The 24,057-nt window shown below is 60.7% G+C and carries 24 protein-coding genes; 18 read left to right on the top strand and 6 right to left on the bottom strand.

Annotated features, from left to right (window positions below; all coding sequences use genetic code 11):
• Window positions 1-127: 127 nt before the first annotated feature.
• Both AC1DU9_RS16155 and moaA read right to left on the bottom strand, forming a co-directional pair.
• Entirely contained in the window at window positions 128-1,027 is a 900-nt protein-coding gene (locus AC1DU9_RS16155) for a bestrophin family protein (RefSeq protein ID WP_223463775.1), read from the bottom strand.
• A gap of 5 nt (window positions 1,028-1,032) precedes the next feature.
• Complete coding sequence (moaA, locus tag AC1DU9_RS16150; RefSeq protein ID WP_223463776.1) at window positions 1,033-2,031, bottom strand: GTP 3',8-cyclase MoaA; 999 nt, start codon at window positions 2,029-2,031, stop codon at window positions 1,033-1,035.
• A 455-nt stretch (window positions 2,032-2,486) separates the two neighbouring features.
• Between moaA and AC1DU9_RS16145 the strand changes: the two genes are divergently transcribed.
• From AC1DU9_RS16145 to AC1DU9_RS16130, 4 genes are all read left to right on the top strand, one after another.
• Complete coding sequence (locus AC1DU9_RS16145; protein ID WP_457266235.1) at window positions 2,487-4,811, top strand: FdhF/YdeP family oxidoreductase; 2,325 nt, start codon at window positions 2,487-2,489, stop codon at window positions 4,809-4,811.
• A 121-nt stretch (window positions 4,812-4,932) separates the two neighbouring features.
• Window positions 4,933-6,354 carry a cytochrome ubiquinol oxidase subunit I gene (locus AC1DU9_RS16140; protein WP_223463778.1) on the top strand — a complete coding sequence of 474 codons (1,422 nt, stop codon included), beginning with the start codon at window positions 4,933-4,935 and terminating at the stop codon, window positions 6,352-6,354.
• 17 nt (window positions 6,355-6,371) lie between these two features.
• On the top strand, window positions 6,372-7,388 hold the full coding sequence (cydB, locus tag AC1DU9_RS16135) for a cytochrome d ubiquinol oxidase subunit II (RefSeq protein ID WP_223463779.1): 1,017 nt from the start codon (window positions 6,372-6,374) through the stop codon (window positions 7,386-7,388).
• Window positions 7,375-7,530, top strand: a complete 156-nt coding sequence (locus AC1DU9_RS16130; RefSeq protein WP_223463780.1) for a DUF2474 domain-containing protein — start codon at window positions 7,375-7,377, stop codon at window positions 7,528-7,530. The genes cydB and AC1DU9_RS16130 overlap by 14 nt, the downstream gene beginning before the upstream one ends.
• 211 nt (window positions 7,531-7,741) lie before the next feature.
• Here the strand turns inward: AC1DU9_RS16130 and proS are convergent, their stop codons facing one another.
• Both proS and AC1DU9_RS16120 read right to left on the bottom strand, forming a co-directional pair.
• On the bottom strand, window positions 7,742-9,232 hold the full coding sequence (gene proS, locus AC1DU9_RS16125) for a proline--tRNA ligase (protein ID WP_223463781.1): 1,491 nt from the start codon (window positions 9,230-9,232) through the stop codon (window positions 7,742-7,744).
• Window positions 9,233-9,450: 218 nt separating this feature from the next.
• On the bottom strand, window positions 9,451-10,302 hold the full coding sequence (locus tag AC1DU9_RS16120) for a CAP domain-containing protein (protein ID WP_477810470.1): 852 nt from the start codon (window positions 10,300-10,302) through the stop codon (window positions 9,451-9,453).
• Window positions 10,303-10,444: 142 nt separating this feature from the next.
• Between AC1DU9_RS16120 and AC1DU9_RS16115 the strand changes: the two genes are divergently transcribed.
• The 12 genes from AC1DU9_RS16115 to AC1DU9_RS16060 all read left to right on the top strand — a co-directional run bounded on the left by AC1DU9_RS16115 (window position 10,445) and on the right by AC1DU9_RS16060 (window position 20,542).
• The gene (locus AC1DU9_RS16115; protein ID WP_477810469.1) at window positions 10,445-11,065 is read left to right on the top strand and encodes a cell wall hydrolase; all 621 of its coding nucleotides are present in this window, start codon (window positions 10,445-10,447) and stop codon (window positions 11,063-11,065) included.
• Between the two features lie 199 nt (window positions 11,066-11,264).
• Window positions 11,265-12,242: an NAD-dependent epimerase gene (locus AC1DU9_RS16110; protein WP_223463784.1), complete on the top strand. Its 978-nt coding sequence runs from the start codon at window positions 11,265-11,267 to the stop codon at window positions 12,240-12,242.
• Window positions 12,243-12,290: 48 nt separating this feature from the next.
• Entirely contained in the window at window positions 12,291-13,031 is a 741-nt protein-coding gene (locus AC1DU9_RS16105; RefSeq protein WP_477810468.1) for a glycosyltransferase family 2 protein, read from the top strand.
• Window positions 13,028-13,306, top strand: a complete 279-nt coding sequence (locus tag AC1DU9_RS16100; RefSeq protein ID WP_477810467.1) for a lipid-A-disaccharide synthase N-terminal domain-containing protein — start codon at window positions 13,028-13,030, stop codon at window positions 13,304-13,306. The genes AC1DU9_RS16105 and AC1DU9_RS16100 overlap by 4 nt, the downstream gene beginning before the upstream one ends.
• A gap of 3 nt (window positions 13,307-13,309) precedes the next feature.
• Window positions 13,310-14,719, top strand: coding sequence for an ArnT family glycosyltransferase (locus tag AC1DU9_RS16095; protein WP_223462624.1), 1,410 nt, complete (start codon window positions 13,310-13,312; stop codon window positions 14,717-14,719).
• Between the two features lie 150 nt (window positions 14,720-14,869).
• Window positions 14,870-16,042 carry an acyl-CoA dehydrogenase family protein gene (locus AC1DU9_RS16090; RefSeq protein WP_223462625.1) on the top strand — a complete coding sequence of 391 codons (1,173 nt, stop codon included), beginning with the start codon at window positions 14,870-14,872 and terminating at the stop codon, window positions 16,040-16,042.
• Window positions 16,039-17,232, top strand: coding sequence for an acyl-CoA dehydrogenase family protein (locus AC1DU9_RS16085; RefSeq protein WP_223462626.1), 1,194 nt, complete (start codon window positions 16,039-16,041; stop codon window positions 17,230-17,232). The genes AC1DU9_RS16090 and AC1DU9_RS16085 overlap by 4 nt, the downstream gene beginning before the upstream one ends.
• 13 nt (window positions 17,233-17,245) lie before the next feature.
• On the top strand, window positions 17,246-18,028 hold the full coding sequence (locus AC1DU9_RS16080) for an SDR family oxidoreductase (RefSeq protein ID WP_223462627.1): 783 nt from the start codon (window positions 17,246-17,248) through the stop codon (window positions 18,026-18,028).
• A gap of 2 nt (window positions 18,029-18,030) precedes the next feature.
• Entirely contained in the window at window positions 18,031-18,489 is a 459-nt protein-coding gene (locus AC1DU9_RS16075) for a MaoC family dehydratase (protein ID WP_223462628.1), read from the top strand.
• Between the two features lie 29 nt (window positions 18,490-18,518).
• Complete coding sequence (locus tag AC1DU9_RS16070; protein ID WP_223462629.1) at window positions 18,519-19,721, top strand: acetyl-CoA C-acyltransferase; 1,203 nt, start codon at window positions 18,519-18,521, stop codon at window positions 19,719-19,721.
• Complete coding sequence (locus AC1DU9_RS16065; protein WP_223462630.1) at window positions 19,722-20,111, top strand: steroid Delta-isomerase; 390 nt, start codon at window positions 19,722-19,724, stop codon at window positions 20,109-20,111.
• A complete protein-coding gene (locus AC1DU9_RS16060) occupies window positions 20,108-20,542 on the top strand; it encodes a nuclear transport factor 2 family protein (protein WP_223462631.1) in 435 nt (144 codons plus the stop codon). The genes AC1DU9_RS16065 and AC1DU9_RS16060 overlap by 4 nt, the downstream gene beginning before the upstream one ends.
• 331 nt (window positions 20,543-20,873) lie before the next feature.
• Here the strand turns inward: AC1DU9_RS16060 and AC1DU9_RS16055 are convergent, their stop codons facing one another.
• Both AC1DU9_RS16055 and AC1DU9_RS16050 read right to left on the bottom strand, forming a co-directional pair.
• The gene (locus tag AC1DU9_RS16055; RefSeq protein WP_223462632.1) at window positions 20,874-21,368 is read right to left on the bottom strand and encodes an SRPBCC family protein; all 495 of its coding nucleotides are present in this window, start codon (window positions 21,366-21,368) and stop codon (window positions 20,874-20,876) included.
• A gap of 13 nt (window positions 21,369-21,381) precedes the next feature.
• Entirely contained in the window at window positions 21,382-22,158 is a 777-nt protein-coding gene (locus tag AC1DU9_RS16050; RefSeq protein ID WP_223462633.1) for an SDR family oxidoreductase, read from the bottom strand.
• 272 nt (window positions 22,159-22,430) lie between these two features.
• Here AC1DU9_RS16050 and AC1DU9_RS16045 point away from each other — a divergent pair, with 272 nt between their 5' ends.
• Entirely contained in the window at window positions 22,431-23,258 is an 828-nt protein-coding gene (locus AC1DU9_RS16045) for an alpha/beta fold hydrolase (RefSeq protein WP_477810466.1), read from the top strand.
• Complete coding sequence (locus AC1DU9_RS16040) at window positions 23,255-24,046, top strand: fumarylacetoacetate hydrolase family protein (RefSeq protein WP_477810465.1); 792 nt, start codon at window positions 23,255-23,257, stop codon at window positions 24,044-24,046. Before AC1DU9_RS16045 ends, AC1DU9_RS16040 begins: the two co-directional genes overlap by 4 nt.
• The last annotated feature ends 11 nt before the right edge of the window (window positions 24,047-24,057 follow it).

Genomic DNA, 24,057 nt, shown 5'->3' with positions numbered 1-24,057 from the left:
ATTCCGCAAACAAACTGTGGGAGCGGGCTTGCTCGCGATGAGGCCGGCAAATCCAATAGAGATGTTGGCAGGCAGACCGCTATCGCGAGCAAGCTCGCTCCCACAGAATTTGTGTGTTTCTTGAGTATCAGTTCAACACAAAATCCACCGGTTCCAGTTGTGGCGGCAATTCCGTCACACCCAGGGCCGCCAGTACATCACGCTCGATGTTGCGCACGATGGCGTCGGTGGGCAGGTCGTTTTCATCGCGGCCGAAGGGGTCTTCCAGTTCGTCGGCAATCGCATCCAGGCCGAAAAAGGTGTAGCTGACAATCGCGGTGAAAATCGGTGTCAGCCAGCCCAGGGGTTCGGCCATGGCGAACGGCAGGAGGATGCAGAACAGGTAGATGGTGCGGTGCAGCAACAGGGTGTAGGGAAACGGCAGTGGAGTGTTCTTGATCCGTTCACAGACCGCCTGCGCGTGGGTCAGGCCGGCCAGGTGGTTGGCCATGAGCGTGTAGCGCCAGTCGTTGATCGCCCCGGACTCGTTGAGTGCCGAGCACTGTTGACCGACCTGCATCAGTATCTGCCCGCTGACGTCCGTGGTGTTGCCCCTGGGCATCGGCTGCAGCCAGTCGCCACTGGCGGCCAGTTCGTTTTCCTGGCGCAGCCGCGCGTTGAGGGCATGGGCGAAGCCGCACAGGTTGCTGAGGACCGTGTGTCGCTCATCCGTGTCCTTGATGGCCAGGGTTTCACGAATCATCGAGCGGACTTCCACGATCACATCGCCCCACGCCTTGCGCGCTTCATACCAGCGGTCATAGCAGGCGTTGTTGCGAAAGCTCATGAAGATCGACAACGACAAGCCCAGCAGCGTGAAGGGCGTGGCGCTGACCTTGGAAAAGTAACTGGGATGCAAGGTTTCAATGAGCACGATGGCCGAGGCGAGCAACGTCACCATCAGGCTGCGCCAGGCAATGCGCTTGGCAATCGAACCCTTGAGGGATGTCAGCACGCCGATCAGGTTGGGTTTGGGTCTCACGATCATGGGTTTCAGCCGCCCGTCATGTTCATGAAGCGAATGACCTGGACATCGTCGTTCACTTCGAAGTTGTGTCGATAAGGCTTGAGTTTCATCGCCTCGATAATGGCTTTTTCCAGGCGCTCGGGCTGTCCGGGGTGGCTGCGCAAAACAGCCTTGAGATCCACTGAGTGCTCATTGCCCAGGCACAGCAGCAGACGTCCTTCCACGGTCAGCCGCACCCGATTGCAGGTGCCGCAAAAGTTGTGGCTGTGGGGGGAGATGAACCCCAGGCGAATCTGCGGCGCCTCGGCCAGGCGCCAGTAGCGCGACGGACCTTGGGTCGACTCGGCGGAATCAATCAAAGTGTAGCGTTCGGCGATGCGTTCGCGGACCTGGGCACTGGAGAAAAACGATTCGGCGCGGCTGTGCTCATGGATGGTACCCAGCGGCATTTCCTCGATGAAGGAAATGTCGAGGTTGCGGTCGATGGCGAAGCTCACCAGATCATTGATCTCATGGTCGTTGCGGCCCTTCATCACCACGCAATTGAGCTTGGTATTGCGAAATCCCGCGTGGTTGGCGGCGTCGATGCCCTTGATCACCTGCGCCAGATCACCGGTGCGGGTCAGTTCGCGAAAACGTTGCGGGTCCAGGCAATCGAGGCTGATGTTGAGGCGCTTGACCCCGGCGTCGAACAACGGCTCGGCCAGTTTGGCCAGCTGCGAACCGTTGGTGGTCATGCACAGTTCACGCAGGTCGGGCAGGGCGGCGATCTTCTCGCACAACTGCACCACGCCGGGACGGATCAGCGGCTCGCCCCCGGTCAGGCGGATCTTGCGGGTGCCCAGCGCCACGAAGCTTTGTGCCAGTTGATAAATCTCTTCCAGGGTCAGCACCCGTTGGCGCGGCAGAAACTGCATGTCCTCGGCCATGCAATACACGCAACGGAAATCGCAGCGGTCGGTGACCGACATCCGCAGATAGTCCACGCGCCGGGAGAAGCCATCGATCAAGACTCGTTCTGACATGATTTTCTCTCCTGGCACCGCATGCATTGAATGAGTATCCGAAAAACTGTAGGAGCGAGCCTGCTCGCGATGGTCGTTAACGATTACGCGCGCTTTCTGGTTGAACGCGGTGCCCTTGAGTCCATCGCGAGCGGGCTCGCTCCTACAGGTATGAATCAGGTTGTTTTCGGACTTGTTGAGCGCAGGCTAAGAGCAACTTAAGGATTCGTCCAATCACTATTAATGACCGGGTGATCGACCGGGTCGATGATCAACTTTATTTCGTCGTTAAAAGGACTTTATATTATTTTAAGTAGTTGAAAAACAAGGATAAAAATCCGTGATAGAGCATCTCGATAATGTGGTCATAAATAGCGATTAGACAATATTTAAACGCCATTCATATGCTTTCTCCGCAAATCGAACAATGACCTGAATCAGGTCGAAGCCTGTGTGCATTGTCACGGAGAAGTACCATGTCTCAAGTCGACCGCTATAAACTCTACAAAGGTGCCGCCGCTGGTTGGGGGGCGCTGATCGCTGTTACCAAAAACTGGCTGGGCAGTGAAAACGCGCTGAAGAACATTCGCGCCATGCTCAAGACCAACCAGAACGGCGGGTTCGACTGCCCCGGTTGTGCCTGGGGCGAGTCGCCGGAAAACGGCATGGTCAAGTTCTGCGAAAACGGCGCCAAGGCGGTTAACTGGGAAGCCACGGGCCGTTTGGTCGACCCGGCCTTCTTCAACAAATACAGCGTCTCGGCGCTGGCCGAGCAGAGCGATTACTGGCTGGAGTATCAGGGCCGTCTGACCCACCCGATGCGCTATGACGCGGCCACCGACCGTTACGTGGAAACCACCTGGGACGAAGCGTTCGCGACGATCGCCCGGCACCTCAATGCGCTGGAATCGCCGGATCAGGCCGAGTTCTACACCTCGGGCCGGGCCAGCAATGAGGCAGCCTTTCTCTATCAGTTGTTCGTCCGGGCCTACGGTACCAACAACTTTCCGGACTGCTCGAACATGTGCCACGAAGCCAGCGCGGTGAGCATGATCGAAAGCCTCGGCGTGGGCAAAGGCACCGTGGTGTTTGACGACCTGGAGCATGCCGATGCGATTTTCGTCATCGGCCAGAACCCCGGCACCAACCACCCACGGATGCTCGAACCGTTGCGCGAAGCGGTCAAGCGCGGTGCACAGGTGATCTGCATCAACCCACTCAAGGAGCGCGGACTGGAGCGCTTCCAGCACCCGCAGCACCCGATCGAAATGTTGCTGAACGGCTCCGAGCCGACCAACACCGCGTACTTCCGCCCGGCACTTGGCGGTGACATGGCGGTCATGCGTGGCATGGTCAAGTTCCTGCTGCAATGGGAGCGCGAAGCACAGGCCACCGGCGGCGAACCGGTGTTCGACCATGAGTTCATCGCTGAACACACCTCGGGAATGGGCGCCTACCTTGGGGAAGTCGACGCCACCAGTTGGGAGCACATCGAGCAGCAGTCAGGCATGCCCCTGGCGGACATCGAACTCGCTGCCCGCATGTACGCCCGGTCCAAGCGGGTGATCATGTGCTGGGCGATGGGCCTGACCCAACACACGCACTCGGTGCCGACGCTGCAGGAAGTCATCAACCTGATGCTGCTGCGCGGCAATGTCGGCCGTCCGGGCGCGGGTCTGTCACCGGTTCGCGGTCACAGTAACGTGCAGGGCGACCGCACCATGGGCATCAACGAACTGGCGCCTGCGGATTTGCTCGATGCCCTGGAAAAACGCTTCTCCTTCAAGCCGCCGCGTGAGCATGGTCACAACACTGTGATGGCGATTGGCGCGATGGAGCAGGGGCGTTCGAAGGTGTTTATCGCCCTGGGCGGCAACTTTGCCCAGGCCACCCCCGACACGCCGCGCACCCACGCTGCGTTGCGCAAATGCGACCTCACCGTGCACATCGCCACCAAGCTCAACCGCAGCCATCTGGTCACCGGTCGTGAAGCGCTGATCCTGCCGTGCCTGGGCCGCACCGACATCGACATCCAGGCCGAAGGACCGCAAGGCGTCACCGTGGAAGACACCTTCAGCATGATCCACATCTCCCACGGCCAACTGAAACCGAAGTCGAAACACCTGCGCTCGGAGCCTGCGATCATTGCCGGCATCGCCACCGCGACCCTGGGCAAGCACCCGATCGACTGGAACTGGGCCATCGGCGATTACGGCCGCATCCGCAACATGATTGCCGACACCATTCCCGGCTTCGAAGACTTCAACCGGCGCTTGCTGCATCCGGGCGGTTTCCACATGCCCAACGACGCGGCCAAGCGCATCTGGAAAACCGCCAGCGGCAAGGCTCAGTTCACCCCGAGCGTGTTGCCGGAGCACCTGATCAGCGAGGGCGTGCGCAACCTGGCGGTCAAGCCGCACCTGATTCTGCAGACCATGCGTTCCCACGATCAGTACAACACCACGCTGTACGGTTTGGACGATCGCTATCGCGGGGTCTACGGCATGCGCGACGTGGTGTTCGCCAACGCGCAGGACATTCGCCGGCTGGGTTTCGAACCGGGGCAGAAGGTTGATCTGGTGGCGCTGTGGGACGACGAGCGCGAGCGACGGGTCAGCGGTTTCACCCTGATCGCCTACGACATTCCGGCCGGTCAGGCGGCGGCGTACTACCCCGAGACCAACCCGCTGGTGCCGCTGGAAAGTTACGGTGACCGCACCTTCACCCCGACTTCCAAGTTCGTCGCCATCCGGCTGGAACAGGCGAAGGCCAGCAACCTGATCTCGACTTCCGCCGCCTGACACCGGGGGCGGCCCGATGCCGCTCACGTAACCCTTTCGACTTGTGTTGGCTGCAGGCCCCCCGGCCTGACGGTGGCCCGGCCGTGTGCCGCCGTTTTTCAGCCGCGATGAGGATATCGACATGTTTAACCTGGAGGCACTGGACCTGGCGCGCATGCAATTCGCGTTCACGGTTTCGTTCCACATCATCTTTCCCGCCATCACCATCGGGCTGGCCAGTTTCCTGGCGGTGCTCGAAGGGCTTTGGCTGAAGACCCACAACGACACCTACCGCGATCTCTACCATTTCTGGTCGAAGATCTTCGCCGTCAACTTCGGCATGGGCGTGGTCTCGGGGCTGGTCATGGCCTACGAGTTCGGCACCAACTGGAGCCGCTTCTCCGATTTCGCCGGCAGCATCACCGGGCCCTTGCTGACCTATGAAGTGCTCACGGCGTTCTTCCTCGAGGCCGGTTTCCTCGGGGTCATGCTGTTCGGCTGGAACCGGGTAGGGCGCGGCCTGCACTTCTTCTCGACGGTCATGGTCGCCATCGGCACGCTGATTTCGACCTTCTGGATTCTTGCGTCCAACAGCTGGATGCAAACGCCCCAGGGCTTCGAGATCGTCGACGGTCGGGTGATGCCGCTGGACTGGCTGGCCATCGTGTTCAACCCGTCGTTCCCGTACCGCCTGGCGCACATGGCGATTGCCGCGTTCGTGGCCACGGCGTTCTTTGTCGGCTCGTCGGCGGCGTGGCATCTGCTGCGCGGCAACGACACCCGGCAAGTGCGCAAGATGCTGTCGATGGCGTTGTGGATGGCCTTGGTCGTTAGCCCGATTCAGGCGGTGGTCGGTGACGCCCACGGCTTGAACACCCTGGAGCATCAACCGGCGAAGATCGCTGCCATCGAAGGGCACTGGGAAAACAACGGGAGCGAAGCGACGCCGCTGGTGCTGTTCGGTATCCCCGACATGCAGGCCGAGAAGACCAGATATGCAATCGAAATTCCCTACCTGGGCAGCCTGATCCTGACCCACAGCCTCGACAAGCAGATCCCGGCGCTCAAGAGCTTCCCGAAAGAGGACCGCCCCAACGCGACGATCATCTTCTGGAGTTTCCGTGTCATGGCCGGGCTGGGCATGTTGATGGTGCTGGCCGGTGTGCTTGGCCTGGCCCTGCGCCGCAGCGGCGCCATTTACCGCAATCGCTGGTTCCTGCGCCTGATGCTGTGGATGGGCCCAAGCGGCCTGATCGCCATGCTCGCCGGCTGGATCACCACCGAAGTCGGGCGCCAGCCGTGGGCGGTGTATGGCCTGCAGCGGACGGCAAATGCGGCATCGAATCACAGCGTCGCGCAGTTGAGCATCTCGCTGGCGCTGTTCGTGGTGATCTACTTCTCGGTGTTCACGGTGGGCATCGGCTACATGATGAAACTGGTGGCTAAAGGGCCGAAACCCCATCACGAGCATCCGCCTGCGGGGCATTCCGATCAGGTCATCACACCGCGCCGGCCGCTGTCCGCCGACGCTGAAATCCTCGAAACCGACGCCCGCGTCAAATGAAGGAAGGGAGTTGAGTCATGGGTATTCAAGGTATCGATTTATCGTTGATCTGGGGCGTGATCATCGCCTTCGGCGTGATGATGTACGTGATCATGGACGGCTTCGACCTGGGGTTGGGCATCCTGTTTCCGCTGATCCCGGATGCGAAGGAGCGCGATGTGATGATGAACACCGTGGCACCGGTCTGGGACGGTAACGAGACCTGGCTGGTGCTGGGCGGCGCGGCGCTGTATGGAGCATTCCCGCTGGCCTATTCGGTGATTCTCGAAGCGTTGTACCTGCCGCTGATCCTGATGCTGTGCGGCTTGATCTTTCGCGGTGTGGCGTTCGAGTTTCGTTTCAAGGCCAGCCCTGAAAAGCGTCATGTCTGGGACATGGCGTTCATCGGCGGTTCGCTGCTGGCGACCTTCTCCCAGGGCGTGGTGATCGGTACTTACATTGCCGGCATTCCGGTGGTCGACCGCCAGTTCGCCGGTGGTTCGCTGGACTGGCTGGCACCCTTTCCGTTGTTCTGCGGTGTCGGCCTGATCGTCGCCTATGCGCTGCTCGGCAGCACCTGGTTGCTGGTCAAGACCGAAGGCATGCTCGAATCGCGGATGCGCCTGTTCACCCGGCCCCTGGCCTGGCTGCTGTTGGCGGTGATCGGCGTGATCTGCGTGTGGACGCCAATCCTGCATCCGGAAATCGCCACGCGCTGGTTTGCCCATGCGCACCTGGCGGTGTTCGGTGGCTTGGCGGTGCTGGCCTTGCTGGCGATGTTCGGCTTGCTCAGGACCCTGCGCCAACGCCACACCCATTGGCCGTTCGCCTTCACCCTGATGCTGGTGTTCCTCGGTTACATCGGCCTGGCGTTCAGCATCTGGCCGAACATCGTGCCGCCGTCGATCAGCCTGTGGGCAGCGGCGTCACCGCCGACCAGCCAGTTGTTCATCCTGATCGGCGCGCTGTTCATCCTGCCGATCATCCTGATGTACACGGTCTGGAGCTACTACGTGTTCCGCGGCAAAGTGAGGATTGGCGATGGCTACCATTGATAGGAATCAAACCGCACCCGCGCGCTGGTACAAGCGCCTGGGATGGCTGGTGGTGATCTGGCTGGGCAGTGTGGTTGCGTTGGGTGTGTTGGCAGGGGCGTTGCGGATGTTGATGCATGCGGCCGGGATGAGTAGCCACTGATGCGTACTGCCAGAAAACCGAAATGGCAGTTGTGACAAATGACTTGTGGCGAGGGAGCTTGCTCCCGCTGGACTGCGCAGCAGGCCCTCTTTTGGGGCCGCTTCGCAGCCCAACGGGAGTAAGCTCCCTCGCCACAGGTTACTTATTGCTCTCTCTATACTTCTTAAATGAACAGCATTGCCGCAATAGCGGGGCTGTAGGTGATCAGGGATCAATATGACTTTGCATAAAGTGCCCACGTGTTCGTTTTTCGGCCGGTGAATAAACAGGTTGCGGAGATTCCAGGTTGTTTTAGCGGAATACAGCGAACAGTTACTCCAAGCTCTCCGATGGCTTTTTCAACTTTTTTGTCTTCGCTGAAGGGGGCGAGAACAAAGGCGCTAAGTTTTGCGTTCTGTTTGAAGCGTTTTTTGAATTCGTCCAGAGTAGTGATCGTTGTGGTGTTGTCGGACAATTTCTTCTGTGCCGCCTCTAACATGTCTTTTTGAAGGGTGGCCAGTGTTTTCGAGATGTTATTAACGAAATCTTCAGTGTCAAGTTTCAGAAGGTTTTTGCAGTTGTTTCGACAGGAATAGGACACCACATTTTGCTCCAGTTCCTTTATGCCAATCTCGATCCGGACAGGGACGCCACGCTTGATGTGGTACCACTTTTTTTCGCCACTGTTCATGTCCCGCCAATCAACACTGGCCCGAAGGTTTTGCCCCTTCAGTTTTTTCCGGCAAATCTGCTTTTGCAGTTTTTTGCAGTAGTCATGAATGGCATCTGCATTCTGTTCGTTGCGCACGATCGGGATAATAACGACCTGCGTCGGTGCCACGAGGGGCGGGAGTACTAGCCCGTCATCGTCACCATGGGCCATTATCATCGCGCCGATCAATCGCGTGGATACCCCCCAAGACGTGGTCCATGCCAGTTCTTTTATCCCTTCTTTGTTCACGAAGCGGATGTCTGAACTTTGTGCGAAGTTCTGGCCTAAAAAATGAGAAGTACCTGCTTGCAGGGCCTTGCCGTCTTGCATCATCGCTTCAATGGTGTAGGTGCTGACGGCGCCCGGAAAACGTTCCCAGGAGCACTTTTCGCCCTTGATTACTGGTATGGCCAGGTGCTCGGTAGTAAAGCGCTCATAGATATCCAGCATCTTTAGCGTTTCGTCCAAGGCCTCATCATGAGTTGCGTGAACGGTGTGACCTTCCTGCCATAGGAACTCCGATGAGCGCAGGAAAATCCGAGGACGCATTTCCCAGCGCAGTACGTTCGCCCATTGATTGATAAGTAGAGGCAGATCCCGATAACTTTGTACCCATCGTGAAAAGGATGCACCGATGACCGTTTCACTGGTGGGCCTGATGATCAACGGTTCTTCTAGTGTTCCTGCGGGAGTAAGCGCTCCATCCGTTGATTTTTCGAGACGATGATGGGTTACAACCGCGCACTCTTTGGCAAAGCCTTCAACATGCTCTGCTTCTTTTTGAAGAAAGGATAACGGAATCAAAAGTGGAAAATATGCGTTTGAATGCCCTGTGTCTTTGATTTTCTTATCAAGTTCTCGTTGAATCTGCTCCCATATGCCATACCCCCAAGGACGGATTACCATGCAGCCTCGAACTGGAGAGTTCTCAGCCATTTCTGACTGGATAATCACTTGTTGATACCAGTCAGAAAAGTTTTCATTTCTTGTAGGTGATATTGCGTTTTTCATAGGACCCTTGCTTTGAAGTCGAAATTGTTATTCGAAATGGTGTCGTAAGGGGTAGGTATATTTATTGAGCTTTGAAATTTCAAGACTTCATGTGTGGTTTTTCATATTTCAGAAATTTCCTTCAGAAGGATCTTTCTTTTTGTAAAGTTACTTCGCACTTCGAAGTGTTCGTTGACCACAAAGAACCCCCGACGCAATCGCTTCGGGGGCTAGGGCACTCACTGCGCCCCAAACACCGCCGTCCAGTAAATCCCCGCATCGCTCTTCGGGTCGGTCGCATACGCCGCGCCCAGTTCACGGAACTGCGGGTTCATCAGGTTGGCGCAGTGGCCGGGGCTGGTCAGCCAGCCTTCGACCACCTTGCGTACGCTGTCTTGCCCGGCGGCGATGTTTTCGCCGATCTGCTGGAAGTCGTAGCCGGCCAGTTCCGCGCGGTCGCCCGGGGTGCGGCCATCGCGGTCCTTGTGGTCGAAATAGTTGTTGTTGGCCATGGAGCGCGAGTTGCCTTCGGCGGCAGTGGCCAGCGTGGCGTTCCAGGCCAGCGGCGCAGTGGCATTGAAAGACTGGTTGCCGCATTGACGCGGCTTGGTCCGTGCGGCGTTGAGTTCGATGAGCAGCTTCTGGCCCTCGGTCTGCCAGTCGCCCAGGTGTGAACTCAGCAGTGGCCGCGCCACGACGATGCGCCACTGATTGTCCTGGCGGCTGACGCCGACATCGACGAACTGCGGGTCGAGGACGATCTGGCAAAAGCTCTCCTGAATCGCCTTCATCGCCGACGCCGCATCGCGCGGCCCGGACAGGCTGATGGCCTGCACGTTCTTCATCGGATAACCCGCAGTGGCCATGGCCTGCTGTAGATTGCCAATGCTCGGGGCGGTCAGCACCAGGCGCGGGTCTGCCGACAGCGGCGGCAGCTCCGCTGAGACCTGGCCGGCACAGCGTTGCAGTTGGCTACGGTAGACGTTGATCGATTCGACCAATTGCGCTTCGTCCGCCGCGATAGCGTTAGCGGCGAATACCAGGCCCAGAGACAAACCGGCCAAACGCAGTGCGGATGAGATGAAACCCATGAAAATCCCCCTTGAGCAGATGGCACCCATGATGCGCGAAGTTGCCCCGTCTAAGACAACGGAATTATCCAGAGTGTAGTGGGGCGGGTGAAATCATTTCACTACTACACTGAATCGCATCGCTCACCGAGTGACACCGATCATGCGTTTCGACTGGATCGCCAGCTGCCTCACCCTCACGTTGCTTGCCGGCCCGGTGTCCGCTACGGATCAAGAGCAGAAACAGCAAGCGGCCGAGAACAAGGCCGAGGTGCTGGAACAGAAAGCCGCCGAGAATAAAAGCTCCGCACCGGCACCCAAGGCTGAAGCGATTACCCCGTCCGAAGTCCAGGCCGTTGACCCGGCGGGTGTCGCGCCGCTGGACGACGCGATCACGTGCCTGGCCCGCTCCATTTACTGGGAAGCCAGGGGCAGGGACTCCGCCGACATGGAGGCGGTGGCCAACGTGGTCATGAATCGCCTGGGCCACGAGGGCTTTCCGGACACGGTGTGTAAAGTGGTGAAACAGGGTTCGGAGACCAAGAGTTGCCAGTTTTCCTGGTGGTGTGACGGCAAGTCCGATTCGGTCCAGGAAGAGGTGCCTTATGCGATGGCCAAGGAAATCGCGCGCAAGGCCCTGAACAAGGAACTGCCGGACCGCACCCAGGGTGCCCTGTATTTCCATGATCGTACCGTCAAGCCGGATTGGGCCACGCAATACATCAAGACCGTGGATATCGGCTTGTTCCGGTTTTATAAACCACATGACGATTCGGCCAAATAGTAGCGGCTGTTTCGGCCAAATATGGTTTTTTTGCTGAGGTTGCGCACGGGGTTATCGAAACTGAAATGTTTCTGTTTTATAAGCTTCACAACGAAACCGTGCGCGAATGACGCCATAAGCAGGAGCTACACATGAAGCCCACGAGGGTCTGGATCAGTAATCTCGCGTCGATCGCGGCGCAGTCGCAGGCGTGCGTCCAATGACCGTTCTGGTTACCGGTGCAGCCGGTTTCATCGGTTTTCATACGGTTCAGCGCTTGTGCCGCGAGGGTCAGGACGTTGTCGGGATCGACAACCTCAACGACTACTACGACGTGGAACTCAAGCATGCACGCCTCAAGGTGTTGGAGACGTTGCCGGGCTTTCGCTTCCGGAAAATGGACATCGTCGATAAACCGGCCCTGATGAGTCTGTTTCAAGAACACCGTTTTACCGAGGTGGTGCACCTGGCCGCTCAGGCCGGAGTGCGCTACTCGCTGGACAACCCGGATGTCTATGGGCAATCGAACCTGGTGGGTTTCCTCAATGTGCTGGAAGCCTGTCGGCACCATCGCCCCGAGCATCTGATCTACGCCTCGAGCAGTTCGGTGTACGGCACCAACAGCAAGATGCCGTTCAGCGTCGAGGACCCTGTCGAACATCCCGTTTCGCTGTACGCTGCCAGCAAGCGCGCCAATGAGCTGCTGGCCGAAAGTTACTGCCATTTGTATGGTTTGAAAGCCAGTGGCCTGCGCTTTTTTACCGTCTACGGTCCATGGGGTCGCCCGGACATGGCGCTGTTCAAGTTTACCGACGCGATCCTCAAAGACCTGCCCATCGACATTTACAACCAGGGGCAGATGTCGCGCGACTTTACCTACGTCGACGACATTGTCGAAGGTATCGCCCGACTACGCCCAAGGCCTCCGGTGCCGGAAGGCTCTGCCACCGGGGTAAACCGGCTCTTCAACATCGGGCGTGGCATGCCGGTGGCGTTGCTGGATTTCGTCGACTGCCTGGAGTCCGCCCTGGGCCTGCAGGCCCGGCGCAACTACATGCCGATGCAGGCCGGTGATGTGGTCAAGACCTGGGCCGATGTCTCGGCACTGGCCGAGTGGGTGGGCTTCAGCCCGCAGGTGACGCTCGAAACCGGCGTCGGCGAGTTTGTGAAGTGGTATCGACAGTTTTATCAAATTTGAAGCGTTCGCCTCTGATCTCGAAAAATCAAAAAGGGCGAGAGAGACCCGATGAGCCAAGACATTTTTGTATCCGTACTGATCCCCGCCAAGAACGAAGCGAACAACCTCAAGCCATTGCTTGAGGAAATCCGCGTCGCATTGGCCGCTGAGTCTTACGAAATCATCGTCGTCGACGATGGCAGCACCGATTCGACCCTGCAKGARYTGCGGCAGATCCGCCACGACGGCTTGAACACCTTGCGCATCCTGCATCACGAACGGTCGCTGGGGCAGAGCACTTCGCTGTACCACGCCGCGCGGGAGGCCCGCGGGCARTGGCTGGCGACCCTCGATGGCGACGGSCAGAACGACCCGGCGGACATCCCCGGCATGCTGGCGCTGGTGCGCGGCGAACCGGGTCAGGTTGACGTGCAACTGGTCGCCGGGCATCGGGTCAATCGCCGTGAYACSGCGAGCAARCGCTACGCCTCGCGKTTCGCCAACAACCTGCGCCGCCGCCTGCTCAAGGACGCCACCCCGGACACCGGTTGCGGCCTGAAGCTGATCGAGCGCGCGGCRTTCTTGCGCCTGCCGTACTTCGACCACATGCATCGCTATATTCCGGCGCTGATCCAGCGGCATAACGGGCGCATGATCGTGCACCCGGTCAAYCACCGGCCGCGCACGGCCGGGGTGTCGAAATACGGCAACATCGACCGCGCSCTGGTSGGCATTCTCGATTTGTTYGGWGTCTGGTGGCTGATCAAGCGCACGCGGCTGAACACCATTGCCCAGGAGATYGAAGGATGAATCTCTCCCGCGAAGCCTTGTGGCTGATCGTCGGTTTTGCCGGCCAGATCGCCTTTACCGGGCGTTTCGTCTTGCAGTGGCTGTACAGCGAGTACAAGAAACGCAGTGTGATCCCGGTGAGCTTCTGGTACCTGAGCATCGTCGGCAGCAGCTTGCTGCTCGCCTATGCCATTTACCGTGAAGACCCGGTGTTCATCGCCGGCCAGGCCTTTGGCTCCATCGTCTACTTTCGCAACCTGCAATTGATCAAAAAAAGCAAACACCTAAAGGAGTAGGTCATGCGCGGATCGTTATCGACCCGAAATATTACGTTGCTCGTGACTATCGCGATTGCGTTGCTGTTTTTCTGGGGACTGGGCAGCGTGCCGTTCCTCAGTGTCAACGAGGCCCGCCGCGCCGTCACCGTGCGCGAAATGCGCGAGGCAGGCAGCTGGCTGCTGCCTTATATGAACGGCGACTTGTACTTGTCCAAGCCGCCGTTTTTCTATTGGGCCGGCCTGGTTTCAACGGCGGTGCTGGGCAGCTTGTCCGAGTGGAGCGTGCGCCTGCCTTCGGCGTTGGCCGCCGCCTTGTGCTGTGTTGGCACTTATCTGTACGGCGTTCGGCAGGCGGGGCGACAGGTCGGTCTGTTCGCCGTGGTGTTCCTGGCCGCGAACGGTGCCTTCAGCCTGTTCGCACGGCGCTCGGAAATCGAGATGCTGTTGACCCTGCTGTGCTTCGGTGCGCTGCTGGCGGCCTGGCAGTTCATTTTCCAGCAGGGTCGGGCCTTGTGGAGTCGGCTGAGCTACGTGTTGCTGGGTTGTGCACTGCTGACCAAAGGGCCGGTTTGCCTGTTGTGGGTGACGGCGCCGATCCTGGCCTATGCCTTGATCTACCGCGATGCCCGGGCCAAGGCTTATCTGTGCGACGGTAGGGGCTGGCTGATTGCCGTGGTGCTGGGCAGTTCCTGGTACGTGGCGGTGTCTGTGAGTCAGGGCTGGGGCATCTGGGCTTCGATCATCAGCGAAGACATCGTGAAGAAGATCGATGGGCAGGGTGCCGAGGCCTGGTATGCGTACCTGTTGTACCTGGCCGGCGATTTCTTCCCGTTCTGGCTGATCGCATTCGTGCAGCCGCGCAAGTTCTGGGCAATGATCCGCTCGCGCCGCGAGGCGGGCATGCTGCTGTGCTGCACTTTGTTGCCGCTGCTGGTGTTTTCTCTGTTCACCGAAAAGCATGGCAAGTACCTGTTGCCGGTTTATCCGTCGATGGCATTGCTGCTGGCGATGCACTGGTCGGCGCTGCTCGAGGACCTGAAGGGGCGCTGGCGCACGGTCCTGGCCGTTGTGCCCTACGTGATGCTGGCCGGGTTCGTGGTGTTCTACATGTTCGTCGAAGCGCGGGTACTGTCGCACCGGGTTGGCGGTCTTGAGCAGGTGGCCACGCTGGCCGACGGGCAGCCGGGGCAGAAGGCCTATACCCTCGGTGAGCCGGATATCCGTCTGGTCTATTACATGGGCCGGCCGGTGGCGCCGCTGACAGTGGCGCAGTTGCAGTCCGAGTCGCGTCCGGCCGGGCTGCTGTTTGTGCAAGAACCCCTCGCGCCGGAACTGCAGAACCTGGCGTCGTGCCAGGTCGGTGAAATCAACCCGTACCTGAAACCGGACCGTTCAGCGCTGCTGGTGCGCATGGGCGGAGACTGCCGCTGATCGGCTTCCCGGCCGAACACACACGCCAGCACATCACCCGTTCGGACTAGGCAGGGCTAACGATTCTGCCGCGTCCGGCCGGCGCCAAACTTCATGCTCAAAGGGGTGTTGCGTCACGCGCGCCCCGCCAAACGAGCAGAAGGCGCCGCGATGGAGTTTGCATTCAGCGACGAACAGGAAATGATCCGCGCATCGGCCGAGGGCTTCCTCGCCGATGTTTCGGATTCTGCCGCGGTGCGCGCGGCAATGGTCAGTGAACGGGGTTTTGATGAAGCCCTCTGGCAGCGTCTGTGCCAGGAAATGTACTGGCCAGCGATTCACATCCCCGAAACCTACGGCGGCCTCGGTCTCGGCTTTGTCGAGCTGGCAATCCTGCTGGAACAGATGGGCCGGCGCTTGTTGTGCTCGCCGTTCTTCGCCACCGCCTGCATGGCCACGCCCGCGCTGTTGCTGGCCGCCAATGATGAACAGAAGCTGCGCTGGTTGCCGTCGATTGCCGATGGCAGCGCGACCGCGACCCTGGCGTTCAGCAGTGCCAATGGCTGGTCCGCCGACGATGTTCAGGCAACCGTGGTGGCCGAAGGCGACGGGTTCGTCCTCGACGGCACCCTCAAGCATGTGCTCGACGGCCATGGCGCCGACCTGTTGATCATTGCTGCACGACACCCCGGAACCACTGGCGAAAAGGGCATCAGCCTGTTTGCCGTGAACGCCATGAACGCAGGCATCGAACGACAGATGCTGCCGACCATGGACCAGACCCGGCGTCAGGCGCGGATCCAGCTCAAGGGCCTGTACCTTGAAACTGATGCGTTGCTGGGTGAGTTCGGTAACGGCTGGCCGCACCTTGAGCGAGTCCTGCAACTGGCCTGCATCGGCCTGGCCGCCGAGCAGACCGGCGGCGCGCAGCAGGTGCTCGACCTCAGCGTGGCCTACATGCAGGAACGCCAGCAGTTCGGTCGCCCGATTGCCAGTTTCCAGGCCCTCAAGCACCGCGCCGCCGACATGATGCTGCAAGTCGAATGCGCCCGTTCGGCCAGCTATTACGCCGCGTGCGTGGCCCAGGAAGTCCTCGACCCGCAGGGGGATCCGCAGGTTGCGGCCGAACTGCCGCTGGCGGCGGCGCTGGCCAAGGCGCAGTGCTCTGAAACCTATTTCCATTGCGCGTGCGAATCGATCCAGTTGCATGGCGGAGTCGGTTTCACCTGGGAATACGACCCGCACCTCTACTTCAAGCGCGCCCGCGCCAGCGAGAGTTTCCTCGGGCTACCGGCCTGGCATCGCGAGCGCATTGCTTCGGTGATTCTGGGAGAGCAGCCATGAAAATCAGTTTCAGCGAGCAGGACGAACGCTTCCGTCGGGAAGTTGCCGACTGGATGAGCGCCAACCTCTGCGGCAAGTTCGAAGCCCTGCGTTTTCGCGGCGGTCCGGGCGACGAGCACATGTTTCCCGAAGAACGCAAAGCCTGGGAGCGCAAACTCGCCGAGGGCGGCTGGACCTGCGTCGGCTGGGCGCCGGAGCACGGCGGGCGCGGCCTGTCGATCACCCAGCAGGTGATCTTTAACGAAGAGTACGCCCGCGCCGGCGGCCCCGGCCGCATGGGCCATATCGGCGAAGGCCTGGCCGGGCCGACCGTTGCCGCCTTTGGCACGGTCGAACAGCAACAGCGCTTCTTGCCGGGGATCGTCAGCGGTACGTCGTTCTGGTGCCAGGGCTATTCAGAGCCGGGCGCCGGATCCGATCTGGCCAACGTCAAGACCCGCGCCACGCTGGATGAAGCGACCGGCCAATGGCTGATCAACGGGCAAAAAGTCTGGACGTCCCTGGCCCATGAATCGGATTGGTGCTTTGTCATCGCCCGCACCGAACCGGGCAGCATCGGCCATCGCGGCCTGTCGTTCCTGCTGGTGCCGATGGCCCAGACGGAAATCACCGTACGACCGATCGAGCAACTGACCGGCACCTCGGAATTCAACGAAGTGTTCTTCGACGATGCTCGCACCGACGCCGCCAACATCATCGGCGCACCGGGCGAAGGCTGGAAGATCGCCATGGCGCTGCTGGGCTTTGAGCGTGGTGTCTCGACCCTTGGCCAGCAGATGCAGTTCCAGAACGAGCTCAACGAAATCATCGCCATCGCCAAGTCCAATGGCGCCGACCGCGACCCGATCCTGCGTCAGCGCCTGGCCGAAGCCTGGAGCGGGTTGCGGATCATGCGCTACAACTCGCTGCGCATGCTCTCGGGTAGTCAGGACGGTTCGCTGCGCAAAGAGGCGACCATCTACAAGCTGTTCTGGTCGACCTGGCACGCCAGCCTCGGCAAGTTGGCGATGGACGTCCTCGGTGCCGAGGCGGAATTGCTCGAAGCCGCGCCTTACCAGTTGACCCGATTGCAGTCGCTGTATCTGTTCAGCCGCGCCGACACCCTCTACGGCGGCAGCAACGAAATCCAGCGCAACATCATCGCCGAGCGTGCCTTGGGCATGCCCAAAGAGCCGCGTCCGCGCGCCTGAAAGGAGAGAGTTCATGTCTGTACCTCAATATGTTGAAGGGCGCGGTTTGCTGCGCGGCAAGTCGGTACTGATCACCGCCGCCGCCGGTGCCGGGATCGGTTTTTCCGCCGCCGTGCGTGCCGCCGAAGAAGGCTGCCGTGCGTTGATGATCAGCGATATCCATGAAGGCCGGTTGACCGAAGCGGTGCTGAAGATCCGCGAAACCACCGGGCTGCAGCAGGTCTTCGGCCAGGTCTGCAACGTCGCCGACGAAGCTCAGGTGCAACAGCTGATCGCCTGCGCCGAGCGTGATCTGCAAGGCGTCGACGTGCTGATCAACAACGCCGGCCTCGGCGGCTCGCGCCTGCTGGTGGAGATGGGCGACGAAGAATGGAACCGGGTGTTGGATGTAACGCTCACCGGCACCATGCGCATGACTCGCGCCATGCTGCCGAAAATGATGGAGCGGCGTGCCGGGGTGATCGTCAACAACGCCTCGGTGCTGGGCTGGCGCGCGCAGAAAGAACAGTCGCACTACGCCGCCGCCAAAGCTGGCGTGATGGCGCTGACCCGCTGCGCAGCGGTCGAGGCCGCCGACTACGGCATCCGCATCAACGCGGTCAGCCCGAGCATTGCCCTGCACGATTTCCTGCGCAAATCCGCGCCCCAGGCGGTGCTCGATCAACTGGCCGCCAACGAAGCGTTCGGCCGCGCCGCCGAAGTCTGGGAAGTGGCCAACGTGATGATGTTCCTGGCCAGTGACTACAGCTCCTACATGACCGGCGAAGTGTTGTCGGTGTCCAGCCAGAGGGCGTGACCATGCCACGAATTTTCGACACGCCGATGGCCTTGTTCGACGCCGTGGGTCAAGAGCTCGGTGTCAGCGAATGGCTGCTGCTGGAGCAGGACCGCATCGACCAGTTCGCCGACGCCACGGGCGATCACCAGTGGATTCACGTCGATCCGCTCAAGGCCGCCAGCGGCCCGTTTGGCGCCTGCATTGCCCATGGCTACCTGAGCCTGTCGCTGGTCAATCTGTTCTTGCCGCAGATCGTCGAAGTCCGTGGTCTGGCCATGGGCGTCAACTACGGCTGCGAGCGGGTGCGCTTTCCCTCGGTGGTGCGCGTCGGTTCGCGGGTGCGCGGTAGTGCACAACTGATCGCGGTCGAGGAAGTGAAGGGCGGCGTACAGGCGACCGTCCGCGTCAGCGTCGAAATCGACGGCGAGGAACGTCCTGGCTGCGTGGTCGACACCATCAGTCGCTATTACCCGGCCTGACCTTCAACAGCATTTTCGAGGAACTGAACATGAAAGAAGCCGTCATCGTTTCCACCGCTCGCACTCCGATCGGCAAAGCCTTTCGCGGTGCGTTCAATGACACCGAAGCGCCGCAACTGGGCGGCCACGTGGTGCGCGAAGCCGTGCGCCGTGCCGGCATCGAGCCGGGTGAAGTGGACGACGTGATTATCGGCGCCGCGGCGCAGCAGGGCACACAGTCCTATAACCTGGGCCGCCTGTGCGCGATTGCCGGTGGCTTGCCGGCGTCGGTTGCCGGGATGGCGGTCGAACGCCAGTGCTCGTCGGGCCTGATGAGTATCGCCATGGCGGCCAAAGGCATCATGTGCGACGAAATCGACATCGCCGTGGCCGGTGGCCTGGAGTCGATTTCCCTGGTGCAGAACAAGCACAAGAACCTGTATCGCAACCAGTCGGGTTCGGTGATCGAGCTGGACCCGCACGCCTATATCCCGATGATCGAAACCGCCGAGATCATCTGCGCACGTTATGGCATCTCCCGCGACGAGCAGGACGAATACAGCTATCAGAGCCAGCTGCGTACCGCACAGGCCCAGAGCGCCGGGCGCTTCGACCGCGAACTGGCACCGCTGACCAGCCGCCAGATGATCGTCGACAAGGCCACGGGCGAAACCCGCCATGAGTCCGTCACTTTGCTGCGCGACGAGTGCAACCGCATCGACACCAGCCTCCAGAGCCTGAAGGCACTGGAGCCGGTATGGCCGGGCGGTCAGTGGAGCGACAAGGGGCGTTTCATCACCGCCGGCAATGCCTCGCAGCTGTCCGACGGTGCGTCGGCCTCGGTGTTGATGAGTGCGAAAATGGCCGAGAAGCGTGGCCTGGAACCGCTGGGGATCTATCGCGGCATGGCCGTCGCCGGCTGCAACTCCGACGAGATGGGCATCGGCCCGGTGTACGCCATTCCCAAGCTGCTCAAGCGCCACGGCCTGACCATGGATCACATCGGTCTGTGGGAGTTGAACGAAGCGTTCGCCTGCCAGGTGCTGTACTGCCGCGACACCCTGGGCATTCCGGCCGAACGCCTGAACGTCAACGGCGGAGCGATCTCCATCGGCCATCCGTTCGGCATGTCCGGAGCGCGGATGGTCGGCCATGCGCTGGTCGAAGGCCAGCGTCGCGGTTTGCGTTATGTGGTGGTGAGCATGTGCATCGGTGGCGGCATGGGTGCTGCTGCTCTATTCGAGGTGGTCTGAATGATTAGCGCTCAACATATCCAGGCGACCATGGCCCGTTACGTGGAGCTGGTGGATGTCGGCGACATCGAGGGCATCCTCGCGCTATACGCCGAAGACGCCACCGTTGAAGACCCGGTCGGCCAGGTGCCGTTGCAGGGCATCGACGCCATCGCGCGCTTTTACCGTGAAGGGCTGGGGGCGATGAAGGTCTCGGCAACCCAGACCGGCCCGGTGCGCGCGACACTCAACGGTTGCGGCGCGATGCCGTTCCGGGTCGACATGGAGTGGGGCGGGCAACCGTGCTCGCTGCATGTGATCGACGTGATGGAGTTCGATGCCGACGGCAAGATCCGTTCGATGAAAGCCTACTGGAGTGAAGTTAACGTAACCCCGCGAGGTGCAGCATGAATCTGGAGCAGCGTATCGCCCGCCTGGAAGCGCTGGAGGACATCCGCCAGCTCAAGCATCGCTACCTCAACGCCTGCGACCTCAAGCAGGTCGAGGTGATTGCCGATTGCTTTGCCGAAGGTGAAGTGCTGATCGATTACGGACCGTTGGGGATCTTTTGCGAGCGCGACAGTTTTGCCGCGCTGTACCGCGAACTGGCCTGCCATGAGCGGGTGATCGACCTGCATCATGGCGCCAATCCGGAAATCGAGGTGCTGAGCGAGAGTGAAGCCCAGGGCCGTTGGGCCCTGTGGTATTTCAACCTGGATGGCGAGAGCGGGGCGACGCGGCAGCTGGGTGGCTTTTATCAGGACCGTTACCAGCGTATCGCCGGACAATGGAAGATAGTCGCCACCCGTTTTACCGCTCACTTGGAAGTGGCGCGTTCCTGAAGGCCGCTCACTCAAGAGCTGACCCAACCCATCCCCCCTGTGGGAGCGAGCCTGCTCGCGATGGCTGCGTGACAGGCAACATCAATTTTGAATGTGCCGGCCTCATCGCGAGCAAGCTCGCTCCCACAGGTTCAGTGGCCGTATGCAAAATCTGCGAACTACCCAAATCACTGTGGGAGCGAGCTTGCTCGCGATGGCGGCGTGTCAGGCAACATCAATGTTGAATATGCCGGCCCCTTCGCGAGCAGGCTCGCTCCCACAGTTTTTTGTGGTGACGCCGACATTGCGAGTATCCCCAATCCCCTGCGGGCTTGCCCGCGATGGCGGCGTGTCAGGCAACATCAATGTTGGATGTGCTGACAGCCATATCAGGATTCTGTGTACGGCCGGTTTCGTAGAAGGCCTTGAGGTTCTCGGCAATCTGTCGCACGACCTTGTTGAAGGCCTTGGCCAGCAATCCTTCAAACAGCCTGCCACCGCGCAGGCTGTAACTCATTTGCAGGGTGATGCGGGTCGCGTTGCCTTCGGCTTGCAAGGCATAACTGAAGCTCGCCTCGCGAAACGGAAAGGGCGAGTCATTGTCGCCCTTGTGCAACCGCAGCACGAAACCAGTGCCTTCCCGCCACTGCACCACGCTTTCATCCAGATACTGACCGCCCTTGCGCAACACCCGGCGACTGGCGCCGACGCCTTGCGTTGCGCCGGGATGAAACTGGCAACCGGTGAGCCCCGGTACGTAGTGTGGGGCGAGGCTCAGGTCGCGCAGTTTGATCCAGGCGGCTTGTTGCGTGAGGTTCAGTACAACGCTGTGGCTGGCTACGGGCATCTCGAAAGTCCTCTTATGAATGGGATTGGGCCGCATCGAGAAACGCCGGGCGTTCGCCTGCGCCATGCACCGCGATGTCCGCGCCACTGACGTAACGGGCCAGCGTCGAGGCCAGGTACAGGCAGGTGTCGCCGATGTCTTCCGGGGTCGCCAGACGTTGCAGCGGGATGGTCGCCGCCACCCGGGCAATGCCCGCGTCGTCACCATAATGCATGGCCGCCTGTTCGGTGAGAATCAGCCCGGCGGTGACGGCGTTGACCCGCACCTTCGGCGCCCATTCCACCGCCAGTGAGGTGGTCAGGTTCAGCAATCCGGCCTTGGCCGCGCCATAAGCGGCGGTGCCGGGGGAAGGGCGGGTGGCGCTGACGCTGCAGATGTTGATGATCGCGCCGCCATCGGCCTGGGCTTGCATCACCTGGTTGGCCTGCTGGCACAGGTTCAGTGGCGCAATCAGGTTCAAACGGATGATTGCCTCGCTGAAACGCGGCGAGGCTGTCGCGGCGTCGGCATTCGGTGAACCGCCGGCGTTGTTGACCAGCACATCGAGGCGCCCGAAGCGCTCGACGATTTGTGCGATCAAGCGCCCGGATTGCTCGACATCGCGCAGGTCACAGGGCAGGAACAGCGCCTCGCGCCCGGCGCTGGCCGGCAGGGTTGGCGGGGCTTCGCGACCGCAGATCACCACCTCGGCGCCGCAGTCCAGAAAGCGCTGAGTAATGCCGCGTCCGACACCTTTGCCACCGCCGGTGACCAGTATCACTTTGCCGTGAAAGTCCATTGGATCAAGCATGGGAATTCTCTTTCTGTCGCTCGGGTATGCCGTCGATGCTAGGTCTGTGGTCCCTGTAATCCAACGTCCGATGAGACTAGAGACTGTAGGAGCGAGCCTGCTCGCGATGGACGTCAACGAAAACGTGTTCTGCCTGACTGAACGCGTTGTCCTGGCGTTTTTCGCGAGCAGGCTCGCTCCTACAGGGGAGAGGGCGTAGTCCTGTCGGACGATGTTGGCGACTCGGGCCCTCGGAATAATCCGGGTACAACAACAGGCCGGGAGGACACCTTATGGGCGCTTCAGCGCAAGGGCACTTCGTTACGCTGCCGGATGGTTTGCAGCTGCACTATCGTGATGTCGGCAACGGCGACCCCGTGATCTTCATTCACGGCAGCGGGCCGGGCGCCAGCGGGCACAGCAACTTCAAGCAGAACTACCCGGTGTTTGCCGAGGCCGGTTACCGGGTCATCGTTCCCGACCTGCCGGGCTACGGCGCTTCGGACAAACCCGACACCCTCTACACCCTGGATTTCTTCACGGCCGCGCTGAGCGGTCTGCTCGACGCCCTGGACATCCAGCGCTGCGTGCTGGTCGGCAACTCCCTGGGCGGCGCAATCGCGATCAAACTGGCCCTCAACCAACCGCAGCGTGTCAGCCGTCTGGTGCTGATGGCCCCCGGTGGCCTGATGGAAAAGGAACAGTATTACCTGCAGATGGAAGGCATCCAGAAAATGGGTGCGGCTTTCGCCAAGGGTGAGCTGAACGATGCGGCGGGCATGCGTCGCCTGCTGGCCCTGCAACTGTTCGATGAAAGCCTGATCAGCGACGAGACGGTCAACGAGCGGGTAGCCGTGGTGCAACAGCAACCGGTGTGCGTGCTGTCGACCATGCAGGTGCCGAACATGACGTCGCGCCTGGGCGAGTTGCAGTGCCCGATCCTCGGCTTCTGGGGCATGAACGACAAGTTCTGCCCGTCCTCCGGTGCCCAGACCATGCTTGAACACTGCAGCAACATCCGCTTCGTGATGCTCAGCGAGTGCGGGCATTGGGTTCAGGTCGAGCACCGTGATCTGTTCAACCGCCAGTGCCTGGCGTTTCTTCAGGAGGCCCGCGGATGAGCGTGCAATTGCGCCGTGAGTTCGGCGAAGAGCTTTATCAGGCGCTGCTCAGCGGCTCCACCCTGGCGCCGCTGACCGAGCGTTGGCCGTCGATCAGCATCGAAGACGCCTATCACATTTCCCTGTACGCCATTGAGCGTCGGGTGGCGGCCGGTGACCAGATCGTCGGCAAGAAAATCGGCGTGACCTCGGCGGCGGTGCAGCAGATGCTCAACGTGCATCAGCCGGATTTCGGCTTCATCACCCGGCAGATGTCCTTCGATAACGATGCGCAGATTTCCCTGTCGGCCAACAAACTGATCCAGCCACGGGCCGAGGGCGAGATCGCCTTCAAGCTCAAGCATGATCTGGTCGGCCCCGGCATCACCGAAGCCGACGTACTGGCTGCCACCGAATACGTGATGCCGTGCTTCGAGATCGTCGACTCGCGGATTCACGACTGGCGCATCCGCATCCAGGACACCGTGGCCGACAACGCCTCCTGCGGCGTGTTCGTGCTGGGCGACAGCCAGGTCGACCCCCGCGAGCTGGACCTGCCCAACCTGCGCATGCGCGTGTCCAAGAACGGTGAGCCCCTGAGCGAAGGCCTGGGTTCGGCGGTCCAGGGCAATCCGCTGACCGCCGTGGCCTGGCTGGCCAACACCCTGGGTGCCTTCGGCATTCCGTTCAAGGCCGGGGAAATCATCCTGTCCGGATCCCTGGTACCACTGGAACCGGCCCGTGCCGGCGACCACTTTTCGCTGACTATCGATGGCCTGGGCAGTGCCCGGGTGTCTTTCTGCGCCTGACTTTTGGAGTT

The sequence above is a fragment of the Pseudomonas sp. P4_C1 genome (genome assembly GCF_056402155.1).
Note: the sequence above shows the minus strand (reverse complement) of the source record. Positions and strands in the feature narration are given on the sequence as shown.

Bases quoted from the DNA above. Each gene is read 5' to 3' on its own strand.
- AC1DU9_RS16155 (WP_223463775.1), bottom strand. From the start codon at position 1,027: ATGATCGTGAGACCCAAACCCAACCTGATCGGCGTGCTGACATCCCTC.
- moaA (WP_223463776.1), bottom strand. From the start codon at position 2,031: ATGTCAGAACGAGTCTTGATCGATGGCTTCTCCCGGCGCGTGGACTAT.
- AC1DU9_RS16145 (WP_457266235.1), top strand. From the start codon at position 2,487: ATGTCTCAAGTCGACCGCTATAAACTCTACAAAGGTGCCGCCGCTGGT.
- AC1DU9_RS16140 (WP_223463778.1), top strand. From the start codon at position 4,933: ATGTTTAACCTGGAGGCACTGGACCTGGCGCGCATGCAATTCGCGTTC.
- cydB (WP_223463779.1), top strand. From the start codon at position 6,372: ATGGGTATTCAAGGTATCGATTTATCGTTGATCTGGGGCGTGATCATC.
- AC1DU9_RS16130 (WP_223463780.1), top strand. From the start codon at position 7,375: ATGGCTACCATTGATAGGAATCAAACCGCACCCGCGCGCTGGTACAAG.
- proS (WP_223463781.1), bottom strand. From the start codon at position 9,232: ATGAAAAACGCAATATCACCTACAAGAAATGAAAACTTTTCTGACTGG.
- AC1DU9_RS16120 (WP_477810470.1), bottom strand. From the start codon at position 10,302: ATGGGTTTCATCTCATCCGCACTGCGTTTGGCCGGTTTGTCTCTGGGC.
- AC1DU9_RS16115 (WP_477810469.1), top strand. From the start codon at position 10,445: ATGCGTTTCGACTGGATCGCCAGCTGCCTCACCCTCACGTTGCTTGCC.
- AC1DU9_RS16110 (WP_223463784.1), top strand. From the start codon at position 11,265: ATGACCGTTCTGGTTACCGGTGCAGCCGGTTTCATCGGTTTTCATACG.
- AC1DU9_RS16100 (WP_477810467.1), top strand. From the start codon at position 13,028: ATGAATCTCTCCCGCGAAGCCTTGTGGCTGATCGTCGGTTTTGCCGGC.
- AC1DU9_RS16095 (WP_223462624.1), top strand. From the start codon at position 13,310: ATGCGCGGATCGTTATCGACCCGAAATATTACGTTGCTCGTGACTATC.
- AC1DU9_RS16090 (WP_223462625.1), top strand. From the start codon at position 14,870: ATGGAGTTTGCATTCAGCGACGAACAGGAAATGATCCGCGCATCGGCC.
- AC1DU9_RS16085 (WP_223462626.1), top strand. From the start codon at position 16,039: ATGAAAATCAGTTTCAGCGAGCAGGACGAACGCTTCCGTCGGGAAGTT.
- AC1DU9_RS16080 (WP_223462627.1), top strand. From the start codon at position 17,246: ATGTCTGTACCTCAATATGTTGAAGGGCGCGGTTTGCTGCGCGGCAAG.
- AC1DU9_RS16075 (WP_223462628.1), top strand. From the start codon at position 18,031: ATGCCACGAATTTTCGACACGCCGATGGCCTTGTTCGACGCCGTGGGT.
- AC1DU9_RS16070 (WP_223462629.1), top strand. From the start codon at position 18,519: ATGAAAGAAGCCGTCATCGTTTCCACCGCTCGCACTCCGATCGGCAAA.
- AC1DU9_RS16065 (WP_223462630.1), top strand. From the start codon at position 19,722: ATGATTAGCGCTCAACATATCCAGGCGACCATGGCCCGTTACGTGGAG.
- AC1DU9_RS16060 (WP_223462631.1), top strand. From the start codon at position 20,108: ATGAATCTGGAGCAGCGTATCGCCCGCCTGGAAGCGCTGGAGGACATC.
- AC1DU9_RS16055 (WP_223462632.1), bottom strand. From the start codon at position 21,368: ATGCCCGTAGCCAGCCACAGCGTTGTACTGAACCTCACGCAACAAGCC.
- AC1DU9_RS16050 (WP_223462633.1), bottom strand. From the start codon at position 22,158: ATGCTTGATCCAATGGACTTTCACGGCAAAGTGATACTGGTCACCGGC.
- AC1DU9_RS16045 (WP_477810466.1), top strand. From the start codon at position 22,431: ATGGGCGCTTCAGCGCAAGGGCACTTCGTTACGCTGCCGGATGGTTTG.
- AC1DU9_RS16040 (WP_477810465.1), top strand. From the start codon at position 23,255: ATGAGCGTGCAATTGCGCCGTGAGTTCGGCGAAGAGCTTTATCAGGCG.